Origin of the sequence: Bacillus tianshenii, assembly GCA_020524525.2 — a bacterium.
Lineage (GTDB): Bacteria > Bacillota > Bacilli > Bacillales > Bacillaceae_N > Bacillus_AV.
Genome location: CP129018.1, coordinates 536,848 through 553,505, shown reverse-complemented (window position 1 = coordinate 553,505; position 16,658 = coordinate 536,848). Strand labels below are relative to the sequence as shown.

15 protein-coding genes are annotated in these 16,658 nt (G+C 44.6%); 7 read left to right on the top strand and 8 right to left on the bottom strand.

Going from position 1 to position 16,658, the window contains the following annotated elements:
- Window positions 1-45: 45 nt before the first annotated feature.
- Together LC040_02705 and LC040_02700 are read left to right on the top strand one after the other, a co-directional pair.
- The gene (locus LC040_02705; GenBank protein WLR51835.1) at window positions 46-789 is read left to right on the top strand and encodes a sulfite exporter TauE/SafE family protein; all 744 of its coding nucleotides are present in this window, start codon (window positions 46-48) and stop codon (window positions 787-789) included.
- Window positions 790-825: 36 nt separating this feature from the next.
- Entirely contained in the window at window positions 826-1,026 is a 201-nt protein-coding gene (locus LC040_02700; GenBank protein ID WLR51834.1) for a hypothetical protein, read from the top strand.
- A gap of 731 nt (window positions 1,027-1,757) precedes the next feature.
- Here the strand turns inward: LC040_02700 and LC040_02695 are convergent.
- Entirely contained in the window at window positions 1,758-2,501 is a 744-nt protein-coding gene (locus LC040_02695; protein WLR51833.1) for a glucose 1-dehydrogenase, read from the bottom strand.
- Window positions 2,502-2,719: 218 nt separating this feature from the next.
- Between LC040_02695 and LC040_02690 the strand changes: the two genes are divergently transcribed.
- Together LC040_02690 and LC040_02685 are read left to right on the top strand one after the other, a co-directional pair.
- Window positions 2,720-4,789: a methyl-accepting chemotaxis protein gene (locus LC040_02690; protein ID WLR51832.1), complete on the top strand. Its 2,070-nt coding sequence runs from the start codon at window positions 2,720-2,722 to the stop codon at window positions 4,787-4,789.
- 83 nt (window positions 4,790-4,872) lie between these two features.
- The gene (locus LC040_02685) at window positions 4,873-5,013 is read left to right on the top strand and encodes a hypothetical protein (protein ID WLR51831.1); all 141 of its coding nucleotides are present in this window, start codon (window positions 4,873-4,875) and stop codon (window positions 5,011-5,013) included.
- A gap of 663 nt (window positions 5,014-5,676) precedes the next feature.
- On the opposite strand, the gene LC040_02680 is transcribed toward LC040_02685, so the two are convergent.
- Window positions 5,677-7,413 (bottom strand): globin-coupled sensor protein, encoded by a 1,737-nt coding sequence (locus LC040_02680; GenBank protein WLR51830.1) that lies wholly within the window; start codon window positions 7,411-7,413, stop codon window positions 5,677-5,679.
- A gap of 96 nt (window positions 7,414-7,509) precedes the next feature.
- Between LC040_02680 and LC040_02675 the strand changes: the two genes are divergently transcribed.
- Window positions 7,510-8,220 (top strand): class I SAM-dependent methyltransferase, encoded by a 711-nt coding sequence (locus tag LC040_02675; GenBank protein WLR51829.1) that lies wholly within the window; start codon window positions 7,510-7,512, stop codon window positions 8,218-8,220.
- A 70-nt stretch (window positions 8,221-8,290) separates the two neighbouring features.
- Window positions 8,291-8,536, top strand: coding sequence for a hypothetical protein (locus LC040_02670; GenBank protein ID WLR51828.1), 246 nt, complete (start codon window positions 8,291-8,293; stop codon window positions 8,534-8,536).
- A gap of 181 nt (window positions 8,537-8,717) precedes the next feature.
- Here LC040_02670 and LC040_02665 read toward each other — a convergent pair whose 3' ends face one another.
- From LC040_02665 to LC040_02640, 6 genes are all read right to left on the bottom strand, one after another.
- The gene (locus LC040_02665) at window positions 8,718-10,043 is read right to left on the bottom strand and encodes a (Fe-S)-binding protein (protein WLR51827.1); all 1,326 of its coding nucleotides are present in this window, start codon (window positions 10,041-10,043) and stop codon (window positions 8,718-8,720) included.
- Complete coding sequence (gene glcD, locus LC040_02660; GenBank protein WLR51826.1) at window positions 10,040-11,449, bottom strand: glycolate oxidase subunit GlcD; 1,410 nt, start codon at window positions 11,447-11,449, stop codon at window positions 10,040-10,042. The genes LC040_02665 and glcD overlap by 4 nt, the downstream gene beginning before the upstream one ends.
- 123 nt (window positions 11,450-11,572) lie before the next feature.
- Window positions 11,573-12,718 carry a sugar diacid recognition domain-containing protein gene (locus LC040_02655; protein ID WLR51825.1) on the bottom strand — a complete coding sequence of 382 codons (1,146 nt, stop codon included), beginning with the start codon at window positions 12,716-12,718 and terminating at the stop codon, window positions 11,573-11,575.
- Window positions 12,719-12,871: 153 nt separating this feature from the next.
- Entirely contained in the window at window positions 12,872-13,591 is a 720-nt protein-coding gene (locus tag LC040_02650) for a lactate utilization protein C (GenBank protein ID WLR51824.1), read from the bottom strand.
- Window positions 13,591-15,021 carry a LutB/LldF family L-lactate oxidation iron-sulfur protein gene (locus LC040_02645; GenBank protein ID WLR51823.1) on the bottom strand — a complete coding sequence of 477 codons (1,431 nt, stop codon included), beginning with the start codon at window positions 15,019-15,021 and terminating at the stop codon, window positions 13,591-13,593. Before LC040_02645 ends, LC040_02650 begins: the two co-directional genes overlap by 1 nt.
- A 20-nt stretch (window positions 15,022-15,041) precedes the next feature.
- A complete protein-coding gene (locus LC040_02640; protein ID WLR51822.1) occupies window positions 15,042-15,758 on the bottom strand; it encodes a (Fe-S)-binding protein in 717 nt (238 codons plus the stop codon).
- Between the two features lie 241 nt (window positions 15,759-15,999).
- On the opposite strand from LC040_02640, the gene LC040_02635 reads away from it, so the two are divergent.
- The gene (locus tag LC040_02635; protein ID WLR51821.1) at window positions 16,000-16,500 is read left to right on the top strand and encodes a GNAT family N-acetyltransferase; all 501 of its coding nucleotides are present in this window, start codon (window positions 16,000-16,002) and stop codon (window positions 16,498-16,500) included.
- Window positions 16,501-16,658 lie beyond the last annotated feature (158 nt).

Genomic DNA, 16,658 nt, shown 5'->3' with positions numbered 1-16,658 from the left:
TGTATATTGTAGGAAATGATCTTTGATTGAAAGGAACGAATCTTAATGATCGATGCAGTTATTATTCTCGTAGCAGGCGTTGCGGCAGGCTTCTTAAATGTCGTAGCCGGCGGTGGTTCACTTATTACGATGCCGATGCTCATCTTTCTCGGCCTTCCTTCCGCGATGGCAAACGGCACAAACCGTATTGCTCTCATGGCTCAAAACATCGTCGCCATCACTTCATTTCGAAAGAGCGGCTACTTTGACGGAAAGCTTGGCATCATGCTTGCAATACCGGCTGTACTCGGTTCTATTGTCGGCGCTAATGCAGCCATTCAGCTTTCAGATGAAGTCTTTAACAAAATCCTTTCAGTCGTCATGATCATTGTCCTCTTGCTGATTATTTGGAAGCCGACAAAGCATTTATCACCACAAGAAGAAGCAAGCAGAAACCGCAAAATCGCTATGATTGTTGCCTTTTTCTTCGTAGGCTTTTACGGGGGTTTTATTCAAGCAGGCGTTGGCTTTATCATCATTGCAGCTTTAACCGTTCTTTCCAACATGACACTCGTGAAGATTAATAGCTTAAAAGTCTTCGTTGTTGCGATTTATATGCTTTCATCATTAATTATTTTTATTATAAACGGTGAGGTTCACTGGGGATATGGCCTAACGCTTGCCGTCGGGACAAGCATTGGAGCATGGCTCGGAAGCCGTTTCGCTGTCAGTAAAGGGGAAAAGTGGATTCGCATCATCCTAATCGTTGTCGTGATTGGCATGGCCGTACGTTTATGGCTCCAGGCGTAAATCATTATCTAAAGACTCTACACAGAGGTGAGAAGGATGAAATCACATACTACACCAGGGAAAGTCCTCTTCTGGCTCGGTGTTATCATCTTCATCGGCGGCATCATTCCGCTCGCAGGTCTAGAAAGCCTAAGAAACCTAAAAATTTACGTCCCAAACCAACAACAAGCCCTCACATTCGTAGCAATCGGCGCCACCCTCATCTTCATCGCCAACTTCTTCAGAAAACGACAATAACAAGAAAAGCGGAGGCGGGCCGCTTAGAAATATTGTTTGCTGGAGCCTTCACACAGAGAAAGCCGCTCTTTGCTTTCGGCGTGGGAAGGTGAAGCAACACAAATTTCTGCCCGCCGCAGCTGGACATCTCGAAAAGCGGAGGCGGGCCGCTTAGAAATATTGTTTGCTGGAGCCTTCACACAGAGAAAGCCGTCTTTTGCTTTCGGAGTGGGAAGGTGAAGCAACACAAATTTCTGCCCGCCGCAGCTGGACATCTCGAAAAGCGGAGGCGGGCCGCTTAGAAATATTGTTTGCTGGAGCCTTCACACAGAGAAAGCCGCTCTTTGCTTTCGGCGTGGGAAGGTGAAGCAACACAAATTTCTGCCCGCCGCAGCTGGACATCTCGAAAAGCGGAGGCGGGCCGCTTAGAAATATTGTTTGCTGGAGCCTTCACACAGAGAAAGCCGTCTTTTGCTTTCGGAGTGGGAAGGTGAAGCAACACAAATTTCTGCCCGCCGCAGCTGGACATCTCGAAAAGCGGAGGCGGGCCGCTTAGAAATATTGTTTGCTGGAGCCTTCACACAGAGAAAGCCGCTCTTTGCTTTCGGCGTGGGAAGGTGAAGCAACACAAATTTCTGCCCGCCGCAGCTGGACATCAAAGGAACGCTGGCTAAGAACGTCACGTTCCTGCACCTCCCCCTTCCACCAAAAAACCGCAATGGGTTCTCCCCCATTGCGGTTTTTCATTCTATTTATCTTGCAGAATAGCCGCCGTCAACAAGAATGTCGGTGCCTGTAACAAAGCTTGCTTCATCACTTGCTAGGAAGACGACTGCATTGGCTACTTCCTCTGCGCGACCGAGACGGCCAATCGGATGAAGAGCAATTAGCTGCTGTTTCATCTCTTCTTCCAAATCTCTCAATAGTGGGGTTTCAATATATCCTGGCGAGACAGAATTAATGCGAACACCTTGTGTCGCATATTCAAGCGCTAATGTCTTTGTCATATTCAACACGCCGCCCTTCGCAGCTGTGTAGGAAGCGGTTGCCGCTTGTCCGTTATGTCCAAGTATTGAAGCACAGTTGATGACACTGCCCCCACCTGAGTTAAGCATCGCTTTAATCCCATGCTTTGCACATAGAAATACACCTGATAGATTCACAGAAATAACGTTTTGCCATTCGGATTCCTCAAGGTCAGTTGATGCTGCCATTTGACCAATCCCTGCATTGTTAAAAATCACATCAAGCCCGCCAAACTCAGCTACAGCCTTTTCCACCATTGCCTTCACATCAGCCTCACTTGTAACATCTACACGTTGATAAGCCACATTTGTCTGCTCTGAATACAATTCTCTCGCAAGTGCTTCCCCTAATTCATCGTTCAAATCAGCGATTAACACATGAGCCCCTTCCTCTACCATCTTCCGCACCGTCGCTTCACCAATTCCACTTGCTCCACCAGTTACAATTGCACGCTTACCTGCTAATCTCATTTTTCTTATCCTCCCTTTGAATTCATTATATCTACCTATATTTTACAACAATAGTTCTTATTGTTCATGTAAATTGACAAAATTTTATAAAACATTATACAATTTAACCTTTAAGAATCAGAAAATATCAATAATTAAACATATTTTTCAGTTAATTGATACTATAGAAAGAATTAATAATATAGTATAATGATTCTATCATCTTAAGGAGGCAGAAAATGACACTGAAAACAAAATTAATAAGCGCCGTTGTATCCATTTCAGTAATCATTATTCTTGCATGCTCGCTTTTTTCATACTTCTCAATCACCAATATGTCGAATAACGTTGACGACACAACTGCCAATCTCTCAGAAAATGTAAAACGTGATGTCAGTGGTTTTGCTGGTCACTACGCAGGGACACTTATTCACCTAGAAGGAAAGCGAATGCTTGCAGAACTTGATCATCAGCTTAATACCGCTAAGTATGATCTGAATATTTTAAAAGAAATGAATATCGTAAGAAGCGGTAATGCAGCTAGCATTCAGACGGCTTTTGCACCTTTTGTTAACAATGAGGACACGATCCGTTCACTCTTTGTTGCTACGAATAACGATACATACACGTCCTATCCAAGCAATGTGGCCAATAAGCCAGCACAACAGCAGAAGTGGTATACAGAAACAATGCGTCTCAAGAATGGGCAATTTTACCTATCTGATGTATACGGAACACCTCAGGAGCAATATGTGATGATTAGTACGCCTCTTTATAACGGTGATACAGTCAGTGGCATGGTTGGTGCTGAGATTACATTGAAGCCAATCCAAACGGCTCTTGCGGAAATGAAAGTCGGAGAAAGTGGCTATATGATCGTTACAGATCAGAACGGCACAATTATTGCTCATCCCGATGAGGACTGGATTCAGAAGTCAGCTACTGAACTTCCTTTCTATCAAAGCACAACCGACCAAGGAAAAATTTTACTTGATATTAAGCAAGTCAGCTACTTGCCTCTAACACAGGAACAAAGCGGATGGACGGTTCTTCCGGTGATCCCAATGGGAGAAATTCACGCTTTCACTGCAAAGATTTCACAAAACATGAGCAAGCAAATTGCAGATGCCAAACAAGCAAATGCTGAAATGCTTAAAAATATGGTTTCGGTTCAAGGGATCGTCATGATTATTCTAATCGGACTTTCGGTTTTGGTCAGCTGGCTGATGGCTCGTTACTTCATCCGTCCGATTAACGCTCTATCCAAGTTCATGGAACGGGTCTCTAACGGCGATTTAACGGAAAAAATGAACGTAAAATCAAAAGATGAAATCGGAAAGCTGCTTCTCTCAGTGAACAAAATGGTTGATAGCCTACGAGAGATTGCAAATAAGATTAACGTTTTAGCAACAGATGTTTCCAAAGATTCATTAACACTTCAAGAGCAATCAGATGTATCCGGAAATGTGTCACGCGTAATTACAGATGCAATGGAAGAAGTAGCATCAGGCGCAGAATTACTAAGCTCAGACTTAGTGCACATGTCTGAATACGTCAATGGAAGCGTGTCATCTATTGACAATATGAATCAAAACTTAGCGAAGATCGCCAAGCACTCACGCGAAACGAAAGGCGCTTCTGAACAAGGAAAGCAAGCTATGGAAAATATGAGCGGAAACATGCAGACGATCGTCAGTCAAAGCAACGAATCCACTCGCTTAATGCAATCATTAGATAATCGTCTTCAGCAAATTAGCGAGATCACGAAAATGATTCAAGATATTTCCGAACAAACTAACCTGCTTTCACTGAACGCATCTATTGAAGCTGCACAAGCTGGCGAACACGGACGTGGCTTTGCAGTTGTTGCTCAAGAAGTGAAGAACCTTGCTCAGCAAAGCAGTGCTTCTGTTGACCGCGTTTCCTCTCTCATTACAGAGATTCAGCGCGATTCAAAGCAAAATCTAGAATACATTGAACAAAACCGCCAATCAATCGAAGAAGGCGAACGAATTGTTCAACAAAGTGAACAAAGCTTCGAACAAATCAGCCACTTTATCGAGTATTTAACAAGGGATATCGAAGCCCTTTCAGAAGAAAGTGAAAAGCTGACAGAAGGAAGCCGCGAAATCCTAGAATCAATCGAACGCATCACAGGTATCAGCCAAACAACAACAGCCGGCGTCCAAGAAGTCAACGGCACAACACACGAACAAGACACATCAATCAAAAAAGTCAAAGAAATCGCATCCAACCTACGCCAACTAACCGAACAACTACACGAATCAACAAAACAATTCAAGTTATAAAGAAAAGCGGAGGCGAATCGCTCAGAAACCTTGTTTGCTGGAGCCTTCACGCATAGAGGCGCCCTTTGCCTCGGAGCGGGAAGGTGAAGCAACACAAGTTTCTATTCGCCGCAGCTAGACATCTCGAAAGCGGAGAAAGGCGGTTAGGCTGTCCGATTGCTGGAGCCTTTACACAGAGAAAGCCGCTCTTTGCTTTCGGCGTATTAAAAAGTAACGTCGGTTAAGAACGAAACGTCCTGTTTCAACACCGACGCTAGCACGTCCTGTGCGTCGGAAGCAACTCGCGCAGCCTGCCTTTCGCAGCTGGACACCTCGATAAGCGGAGGTGGGCCGCTTAGAAATATTGTTTGCTGGAGCCTTCACGCATAGAGGCGCCCTTTGCCTCGGAGCATTAAAAGGAACGTCGGTTAAGAACGAAACGTCCTGTTTCAACACCGACGCTAGCACGTCCTGTGCGTCGAAAGCAACACAAGTTTCTATTCGCCGCAGCTAGACAATAGAAAAGCGGAGGTGGGCCGCTTAGAAATATTGTTTGCTGGAGCCTTCACACAGAGAGGCGCTCTTTGCCTCGGCGTGGGAAGGTGAAGCAACACAAATTTCTGCCCACCGCAGCTAGACATCTCGATAAGCGGAGGCGGCTTGAACAGGGGCGACAAGCATAAGGCAGAATGCGGAGAGGACCGCCTTTTGTCCTCGCAGCGGGCTGACTTATGACTCGAGCCCCTAGCCGCCACAGCTAGATCCAAAAGGAACGCTGGCTAAGAGCGTCACGTCCTGTGACAACGCCTGCACTAGCACGTCCTGTGCGTCGAAAGCGGAGGCGGCTCGCCCCCGCTCCGCACACAAAAAGGACAGCGCCTTTCAACAAGCGCTGCCCTTTCTTTTTTTTATAGACGTCCTTCTCTTCTTCTTTCATCATCAATATCATCCAGGAGTTCATTAATTCCTTGTAAAACTTCTTCTGATGCGGCTTCAATTTCAGCAAGCTGAGCATGTGCTTCTTCAATGTCTCCTTCACGATAGCTCTTCGCTGCTTGCAGGGCAGCCTGGTGAACGCGGTCATGCGGCTTTTCAATATGATGGAAGCTTTCCAAGTTCTCGAACCGTCGCTTTGTATCTTGTGAATAATACCACTTTCCGAGCCTGCATTCCTTTGATGAGGACACATCTTCAGGGCGAATGTCCTCAAGCCCTAGGAACATATTATAAATGCGCCATTTCCAAAGAATATGGTCGGTCTTTGACAAGTGAAGCAGTGTCGATGTTGACAATTGAATATTGTTACGCTGAATAACATCTAAGCGGAACTGATCGATCGACACGCCAAGCTCATGTACTGTTTCACCAGTATTTCGCCCAAGTGTACGAACTTGGTCTGAAAGACTAGCCACTTCAGACATCCTTCTTGAAATCTCATCAATTGCGGCCGCTTGTTCTTGTGTAACCGCTGCAGTGTGGCTTGTATCATCACTAATCTCTTCAATAATTTCAATAAATTCTGTCAGCAATGGCAATGAGTCAGCCGCATCCTTTGTTGCCTTCTTAATGACACCACTCGTTGAATGAATCGAATCAGAAACATCTTCAGAGAATGTTTTTAAGTTGGTTACATTGTCATTCACTTTCTTCAATGAGTCCACTGTATTTTCTGCAAGCTTGCGCACTTCCTCTGCTACTACGGCAAAGCCTTTGCCATGTTCGCCTGCCCGCGCTGCTTCGATTGAAGCGTTCAATGCAAGGAGATTCGTTTGGTCTGCAATATCATTAATCAAGCGGACAACCTCTTCAATTGTGCGTACATAGGTCTGAAGCTGAGAGAACTTATCTACAATTTCATCAAACGTTTCCCCAGAATGAATGATTTCATCAAGCGCATAGCCGATTACCTTACGACCTTCCACTGCTTTTTCAACCGACTGCTGCGTTTTTTCAGAGACAGAGGAAGCAGATTTCGCTACTTCTGTTACAGAAGCGGTCATTTCTTCTGAAGCAGCTGTGACAGATTGGATTTCAACATTTTGCCGGTCTAAGTTCTGGATTAAGTCTTTTACAAACATAATTTTTGCATTCTTATCCATTAACCCAGCAATGCCTTCTGTTACTTGCTCAATAAGACGCTCGGAATACACTTCAAGCAACAGCTGCTGATCAATATTGACTGCACGCTGTAAGCTCTCCATTAACGCCATACATCGATTTGGCTTCATGCCTTTTTTCGAAAGCAAATTGGTCATTAAATAAAAGTTAAATTGGTTAAACGCGACAATCAGCTTCCCTAAATTATAGCGCTTCTTGCGCAGTTCATTAAAGAAACCGACCGCTTGAATCACATAATCTCGATCCCGCTCCTGCTCACAAAAATGGGTAATATATGCTTTAACCTCAGCTGGTGAAATTGACTGCTCAGCGTCAACCTTGAGTTCTTTCAAATAATAATCAAAGATTTCAACCATTTCATCAATCGAATTCGTCAACAACCTGCTTATTTCTTGCAAGTTATCAAAATCCTCACTCGTAAAATGATTATAATTGACTGTTTCCTGGAAACGTCCATTAATCTGAAGGTCTGTCCCTCTTTGTGCAAGGCTTACAGCTGACGCGCGTGGACGAAACTTGTTCAACAATACGTTCTCCCCCTCAATCCCAATTCTGAAAATAAAATATGAAAAACACTCCTCATTCTTTACGCATATCGTAAAAGAGAAGGAGCGATGATAGCGATGACGACAAATAAATATATTGATATGCTTGCTTTTTTCGGCGTACATGGCGCTCATCCCGGAGGAATGGCACTTACGCAGCAACTTCTTGACGAGATAGAGCTTACCCCCACGTCAGACGTCTTAGATGCAGGTTGTGGAATAGGCGAAACAGCTCGTTTTCTTGCAGAAAACTTCGACTGTCATATTCATGCCCTTGACCATCATCCTGGTATGATCGAAAAAGCAAAGCAAATGCATTCAGATGTAAACCCATCTATTTATTTTTGTGAAGGTAATGTTGAAGACCTTCCATTTAAACCCAACTCATTTGATCTTATCTTATCAGAAAGTACAGCAGCTTTCACAAACCAACCGGTCACAGCGCAAGAATTTTACCGCGTACTTAAGCCTGGTGGTTCACTACTGGCAATTGAAATGACAGCGCTCCATCCAGAACCAACACTTGAACTGCGCTATCAAGAGTTTTACGGAATCACGAAGCTATTAACAGCAAAGCAATGGATCGATCTGTGGAGACAAACAGGCTTTTCAGATGTGCAAGCCTCACGCGTGCCTGTCCTGCCTTCAACGTATACAGCTTTCACTCCTGATCAACACATCCCTGACCAATACATGGACTTATTACAACAGCATCAGGAGCTACAACTTGCCCATTCCGAGAAGATAAGCGGCTATATTTACCGGGCGAAAAAATCAGTCCATGCATGACAAGCGTACAATCATCCCCTCTACTCCCTTCATACAATAGCCTTGAAAGGACCGTAGGGGAGGGAAATTCATGTCAAGATACTATAATCTTTGCTGTCGATATCGCGGGCAAAATGTACGCATCACTGACAGATACGGACGCGTCCACGCTGGCCGTATTGCTCGCGTAGATAATCGTAACGTGTATTTACAGCCTATTGGCGGCCGTAACCTTGGTGGCTTCGGCTGGGGCTTCTATGGCGGGTTCTATCCAGCTTACCCAATTGCCTTAGCTGCAATCGCTGGCATCGCAATCGGCGGCCTATTATTCTGGTAATTTCAATAAAACAGGTACCAAGAAGGTGCCTGTTTTGTTTTTTCTATGCAATTATACCTATTATTAACTATATACTAAATTTAATAATTTATCTATGAATTTTAGCCAAATATTTCTTATTAAAACACAAAGAAAACTGACTCGTAGACAAGGTTTTCCCTAGGGAGTCAGTTTCACTTTGTTATGAATGTTGGACCGCTTCAAGAAGCAAATCAACAATATGAACGGCGCTCATTTCGTCTTTCAAGCCTTCGCGTTCGACACCGAGCTTCATTTGTAGCAGACAGCCTGGATTTGCTGTCACAATGACCTTCGGATCAACATCGCGGACTTTTTCCATCTTATAATCAAGAATCTGCATCGACATTTCTTCCTGTACGATGTTATAGATCCCTGCAGAACCACAGCAATGATCCGCGCTTTCCATCTCTACATATGTTGCGCCTTCAATTGATTGAAGCAACGTACGCGGTGCTGAAGCCGTCTTCATCACATTGCGCAAATGACAGGAATCTTGATACGTAATGATTTGCTTCGGAAGCTTCAACGTATAGTTTTTATGAAAGTCTAGCTCGACTAGTATTTCGGTAATATCCTTTACTTTCTCAGAGAATGCTTTCGCTCGCTCAGCCCATTCTGGTTCATCCTTAAGTAAATGACCGTAATCAACGAGGAACGCGCCACATCCGCCTGCATTTAAAATAATGTAATCGACATCTAAGTTTTCAAATGCGACGATGTTTTGCTTCGCAAGCTCTTTTCCTTTCGCCTTCTCGCCACTATGTCCGTGAAGTGCACCGCAGCAGTTTTGATTTTCTGGAATGACGATTTCACAGCCTGCTTTTTGCAAGAGCTTTAACGTTGCATCATTTGTTTTCATGAACATCGTATCCATCAAACAACCTGAGAAGAAGGCAACACGCTTTGCTTTTGTTTTTTCAGGCTGAAGGTGTCTCGGACGGTTGCGCATTTCTTTCGGTGATGGAATTTCTGGTAAGACGCGCTCCATCGTGCGTAAGTTTTCTGGCAGTACCTTTAGGACGCCTGATTTTTGCACAGCCTTCTGTACGCCACTCTTTTGATACATCCAAAGCAAGCCATTCAAGGAACGCATTCGGCTTTGGTTCGGAAATAAGCCTTCAAATACGAAGTGACGTACTGCTTTCACTGGCATCGAATGCTTTTTCTTTTCATTTAAAATATCGCGAGCTTCTTCAAGCAGATGACCGTAGTTCACACCTGACGGACAGACAGGCTCACACGCACGGCAGCCGAGACAGAAATTAAGCTGCTGTTCAAAATCCTCATCAGGCTCAATAACCCCATCAACGACTGCTTTCATCAGCGCAATCCGACCGCGCGGAGAAGCCGCTTCATCACGGTTTGTTTGCGTATAAGTCGGACATGACGGCAAACAAAATCCACAGCGCATACAGTTTAACAGCTCATCATAATCCATGCGCTCCTGAAACGCCTGCTGTATCTCTCGTTGTTGTGTCTTATTCATTCTACGATCACCCGTTTCCGTTCATCCTTCGCAAACATCTTTCCTGGGTTCATAATGTGATTCGGGTCAAACGCATCCTTGATCCCTTTCATCGCACGAATGCCTGTCTCACCAAGCTTCAGCTCAAGGTATGGCGATTTCATTTCACCAACACCATGTTCACCTGTAATCGTACCGCCAAGCTTAATCGATTCTTTGAAAATATCAGCAAATGCCGCTTCCACTCGTTCAATTTCTTCATGATCACGAGCATCTGTTAAGCAAGTTGGGTGCAGGTTTCCGTCTCCAGCATGACCGAATGTACAAATTCGCACATTATGCTTCTTCGCAATTTCATTTGTCGCCTCTACCATTTTCGCGATTTCCGAACGCGGTACTGTGGCATCTTCTAGAATAGTCGTCGGCTTCAACCGTGCAAGTGCAGATAGTGCACTGCGCCGTGCTGTTCGAAGTGCATCTGCTTCTGCCTCAGACTTCGCCACTTCCACATTCATCGCATTCATGCTGCGGCAAATCTCTTCAATCTTCGCAATATCACGTTCAACAACTTCAGCCGGGCCGTCCTGCTCGATAAGCAGAATAGCTTCCGCATCTGTCGGAAGACCAACCTTCGCGAAGTCTTCCACCACTTCAATTGTCGAACGATCCATGAATTCAAGTGTTGTCGGAATAATTTTGGCTGCGATAATATTCGATACTGACTGTGCAGCACTTTCAATGTCTTTGTACACTGCAAGCATCGTTTTCTTCGTCTCTGGCTGTGGAATCAGCTTCATCGTTGCTTCTGTAATCACTCCGAGCGTACCTTCTGAACCGACAAATAGACGTGTTAAATCATAGCCTGCTACATCCTTTGCAAGCTTTCCACCTGTACGGATAATATCTCCATTCGGAAGAACTACTTCAAGCCCCATGACATAATCACGCGTTACGCCGTATTTCAAGCCGCGCAGACCGCCGGAGTTCTCCATTAAGTTTCCACCCATTGTTGAAATCTTCATCGAGCTTGGGTCCGGTGGATAGAATAACCCTTTCGCTTCAACCGCTTTGATCATATCAAGTGTAATCACACCAGGCTGAACAGTTACCGTTAAGTTTTCTTCATCAATTTCAAGAATGTCAGACATATTGTTAAAAATCAGCACAATGCCGCCTTCTGTCGGACAAGTCCCTGCACAAAGGTTCGTGCCTGAACCACGCGGCACAATCGGCACACGATGCTCATTACATACTTTTAGCACACCGCTTACTTCTTCTGTATTACGCGGTTGAACGACCGCATCAGGAAGCGATTGAAAATTCGCTGTTGCATCATAGGAATACGCTAATTTACTTTGATTTGAATCTAATACGTTCTCTGCTCCGACAATGTCGATAAGCTTATTCTTTACTTCAGGGCTTAACACTGCCATTTCCCCCTTCATCTTTCACGTTTCTCACGTTCACATATTTGAAGCTATCATACTACCATCATAGATGATGATCTGATAACCATCTATGTATGATTAAACAACATTTAATCGCTTTCATCAACTTATTTTGTATGAATCAACATTGTCGTACAGTGAAAAAGCTAAATAAAATAACGCAATTCCCTCTGAGGTTTTCGGACAAATCCCTGTGCGTTCTTTAATTTGTTTCAAACGATAATGCAATGTATTCAAGTGGATATGCAAATCCCCTGCTGTCTGCTTAATCGATTGATTGTTCACTAAATAGCTTCGTAATGTTTCCGTTAAGTCATCATCACCAAGCAGGCAGTCAACCGTCCGTTTTAGAAACGTATTGCGGGCTTGCTGAGGAATGTCATGGAGCAATAGATCAAGCAATAAATCTTCATAGAACACAATTTCTTTTCGTTTCTCTGCAGCTTTCAACGCTTTCTTCGCTTCATGATAGCCTTCACCAATTACTTTCGGCACAATGGTCTTTCCAATCCCGACATGCAACGGCAGCTTGAATGATGTTTGGACATGCTTAGCCCACTGCTTCAAATGTGTCAGTAAAAATTGGCGGTCTACTTTACGCTCGACATTTTTAAGCAGCACAAAGCGGCCGCGCCCCCAATTAATCAAATGATCATGCTTACTTCGTGGAAAATAACGATAGAACCACTCCATCATCTCCCGGCGCAGTGCCGCTTCATCAACATGTCCACCATTACGCATATCTACCTGCAGCAGCATCACTAAATAAGCACTAGACATCGAGATACCGAGAATTTCACCACGTTCAATGAATTCATCTTCGACTGTTTTCAAATTAACCCATTCATAGACGTACGATTCCACGCCACGGCTCTGCCATTCGAGCTGCTGTGAGTGATGCATTTCTTTGACAAACAGTTCAATCATCCGTCTCGTTAATTCTGCAAACGGCTCCACCACTTGAGGGTCTCCTGTTATCCCAATTACACCCATCGAGCCGCTTTCAAATAAAATCGGCATCGTAATTCCCGGCTTTACGCCTTTTAACTGGGAAGCAAGCTGTTCATCAATCATAACAGTTTTCTGCAAATCCAACGCCTTCAGGGCACCTTCGTGAAAATTACCGATTCGGCTCTCATCACTTGAGGCGATTATCGTCCCTTTACGATCCACAACAATAATTTGTTCGGTTATCACTTCTCTTACTTCTTCAACAATCTGCCTGGCGAGAGCAGGAAATAACTGCATGGAATCATCACCTCAGCTTCCTATTAAAATTGAAAACATTCAAGCTCGTTCATTTGCAACGAAAACGACTAACTTGAACAAGCCGCGTCACCTTTTTTCCCTAAACAAAAGAGGAATGAGCAGGATTGCTCCATTCCCCGGATGCTTCTACGTTTACTGGTCGTCTACAACAATGTATGTCGCTTTAATGGGGCCGTGTACCCCGACGATTAAGTTCATTTCGATATCTGCACTATTACTTGGGCCTGAGATAAAGTTCACACAGGACGCAACAAGCTCGCCGCTTTCAATCTTCTGGCGCACCTCTTGTGCTACTTGCGTCATCCGCGGCACAATTGTACTCTTCGGAACAATCGCAATATAAGTTGCAGGAAGCAGGCTGACAGAACGACCTTTGCCGTTATCACTGAATAGAACAACGGTACCCGACTCAGCAAGCGTTGTATCACTGAATGTAATGCCGACATCTGCTTTTGCAGAAATATCAAGGTTCTCTTGTCCACCATTTTTGTCCCAAACATGGACGTTAATCTCATTGTTTGGAAGCTCTTCATTCAAGTAGCTCGTTAAGCCGCTCGTTTCAAAACGTTCATCATCCCACGTTACGACAGATTTGCCGCCATAGCGTGTAATCACTTCAGAAATGGCTTGCTTTAAGCCTTCTGTATTCGTTTCAACGAAGTCTGTGTGGATGTTTTTGCATTGTTGTTTCAGCGCTTCAACAAGCTGGTCTTGTGAATAGCCTTTGAATACTTCTGCTTGCGGGTTATACTGCCATGCCGGACGCTCAACTTTCGTGCGGCGCTCGCGGCCAAGCGTATCAGCTACATGTGCAAGGAAGCTGTCACGATTTTGAATTGTTCCTTTTGCCATTAGCGAACGCCTCCTTCTTTGCTGCGGTTTTTGAACCAATCTCTGAATCGCTCTTTGTTCGGAGCAGGGAAATCACGAATTGATGTCCAATCCTTCAGTGGTCCTGGACCGTTTGTAATCTTGCCTTCTTTGACAAATGGCTTCATCATTGTCGGCGCTAGCTTCGTGCCGATATTGTACATCGCTGGGTTTGCCGTACCCATGCGGAATGCTTTCATCGACAGCTCTTCAAACCTCGGTGCTTTGCCTTCTTTTTCAACAATGTTCTGACGGTGCTTCACAAGCAATTCATGCAGTGGAATACCGACTGGACATGCTTCTGTACATGCGGCACAAAGGCTCGATGCATACGGAAGCTCTTTGTAATCATCATAGCCGCCAAGAATCGGTGAAATAACTGCACCAATTGGGCCTGGATAGATCGAACCGTATGAGTGACCACCGACATGACGGTAAACCGGGCACACATTAATACATGCTGCACAACGGATACAATGAAGGGCTTCTTGGAATTCCGTACCGAGCATTTTCGAACGTCCGTTATCGACAATAACAAGGTGGAATTCTTCAGGTCCATCAACATCGCCTTCCTGCTTCGGTCCTGTCAGTGCTGTAATGTAGCTTGTTAGCTTCTGTCCAACAGCCGCACGCGTCAGCAAGCTCACTAACACTTCCATCTCTTCCCACGTCGGAACGATACGCTCCATCCCCATCACCGTAATTTGTGTTTTCGGAACGGTCGTTACCATCCGGGCGTTTCCTTCGTTTGTGACTAGCGAAATGGTACCTGAATCTGCAACTGCGAAGTTACAGCCTGTAATTCCGATATCTGCTGCTAGAAATTCTTCACGCAGTTTTTCACGCGCGAAAAGTGCCAGCTCTTCCGGCTTTTCTGTGTTCGTATAGCCAAGCTTTTCCTTGAACACATCGCGAATCTGCTCTTTGTTCTTATGAAGAGCAGGTGCCACGATATGTGAAGGTGGATCATGGTCATCAACTTGTAAAATCCATTCGCCAAGGTCTGACTCGACAACATCACAGCCGAGCTCTTCTAGCGCTTCGTTCATGCTGATCTCTTCTGTAACCATCGACTTCGATTTGACGACTTTTTTGCCTTCTTTTTTCTTCACGACATCTTTAATATATTGATTCGCTTCTTCAGCTGTTTTCGCAAAGAATACGTGGCCGCCGCGGGCTGCAACATTCTCACTTAACTGCTCCAAGTAGTAATCTAAGTTCTCTAATGTATGTCTGCGAATTTCTTCGCCATGCTTGCGCCAATCTTCCCAGTTGCCAAGCTCTTGTGCTGCATTCAATCGGCCGCCGCGCAAACGTCCTTGCGCCGCTGATACCGCTCCGCGCATGAAATCATTGCTAATCCCTTGTTGCACGCGGTCATTAAAGGCGTGGTTGCCTATTTTCATGCCCATATGATTTGTCCTCCTCTACCTTAACGGCTGTTTAGCACAGATGCGATATGCATCACTTTAATCGGTCTGCCTTTACGGTCGATACGGCCGCCGATATTCATTAAACAACCACAGTCTGCTCCAATTAAAACTTGCGCTTTCGTTTCCTCAACGTGACGCACTTTCTCGTCTACCATTTGTTCTGAAATCGGTGTCATTTTAACCGCAAATGTTCCACCAAATCCACAGCAGTCATGACGGTTTGGAAGCGGCGTAAATTCAAGCCCTTCTACATTTGCTAATAGTTTCATAGGTGCGTCCTGCACTTTAAGCAAACGTGTCATATGACAAGATGTATGATAAGTTGCCGTTGCGTTCAGCTTCGCGCCAACATTTTCAACGCCAAGCACTTCAACGATAAATTGTGTCAGTTCATATGTTTTATCTGCTAACTTCTTCGCTTTCTCTTCCCACACTGGGTCACCCTTGAACACGTGTGGATATTCATTGAACATTGCTGAACAGGAACCAGATGGTGAAACAACATAATCAGAATGCTCAAATGTATTGATCATGTGCTTCATCGATTCTTTCGCTTCTGTTACGTAGCCGCTGTTGTAAGCCGGCTGTCCACAGCACGTTTGTTTTTCTGGAAAATCAACTTCACAGCCAAGACGCTCTAGCAGCTCAACTGTATCCTTACCGACATCGCCTTGAAACACATCAATCAAACATGTAATAAACAAGGATACTTTCATTATGTCCCCCTCTTTCTTTTACGAAAACGAGTTTGCCATTTTTTCAAATGACTGCGTTTTCATTAGACAACTACACAAAATTCCATGTATACTTTTCTAATAATTTAATGCTAAAACACGAAATAGTCAACAGGTTATCTGATCACTTAAGCCTAATTTAATATTTCAACAAATATTCACAATGGTTCTATTCTATTAAAATTCGCTTGAACTTGCAATTAAAAGATTAGGAGGTTTTCACGTGAAAATTCGACCTGCAAATGAAAAAGACAGTTCCGCCATCGCAAAATTGAAAAATCATTTATTCGAAACTACCCCCTATTTCTTCAGCAGCCCCGGCGAGTACAGCACTTCTACCGAGGATGAAATGGATGAGCTAAACGAGGTCATGGGAAGCGGTGGCATCATCTTCGTTGTCGAGATCGATTCCCAAATTGTCGGTTACCTTCGCTGTTCAAGGTCGCCTTTACAAAAGCTCCGCCACATATGCTCACTTTTCCTCGGGCTTCATGAACAAAGTCGCGGGCACGGAATTGGAAAAGAACTAATAAAAGCAGCAATAGACTGGGCAAAAACAAATGGCATCGAAAAGATTTTTCTCGGTGTTCTATCCACTAACACCTCAGCTATTAATCTCTACCAATCATTCGGCTTTGAAGAAGAAGGCCGGCAAAGAGATTACATCAAATTTTCAAATGGTACATATGCAGATGATCTGATAATGGCACTTCGGCTTAAATAAAAGCGGAGACACCTTTTGAACAAGGCGCCTCCGCTTTTCTATTGTCCAGCTGCGGCGCCTAGGGGCTCGAGGTCATAAGTCAGCCTGTTGCGGGGACAAAGTGCAGTCCCCTCCACATTCTGCCTTATGCTTGTCGCCCCTGAACAAGGCGCCTCCGC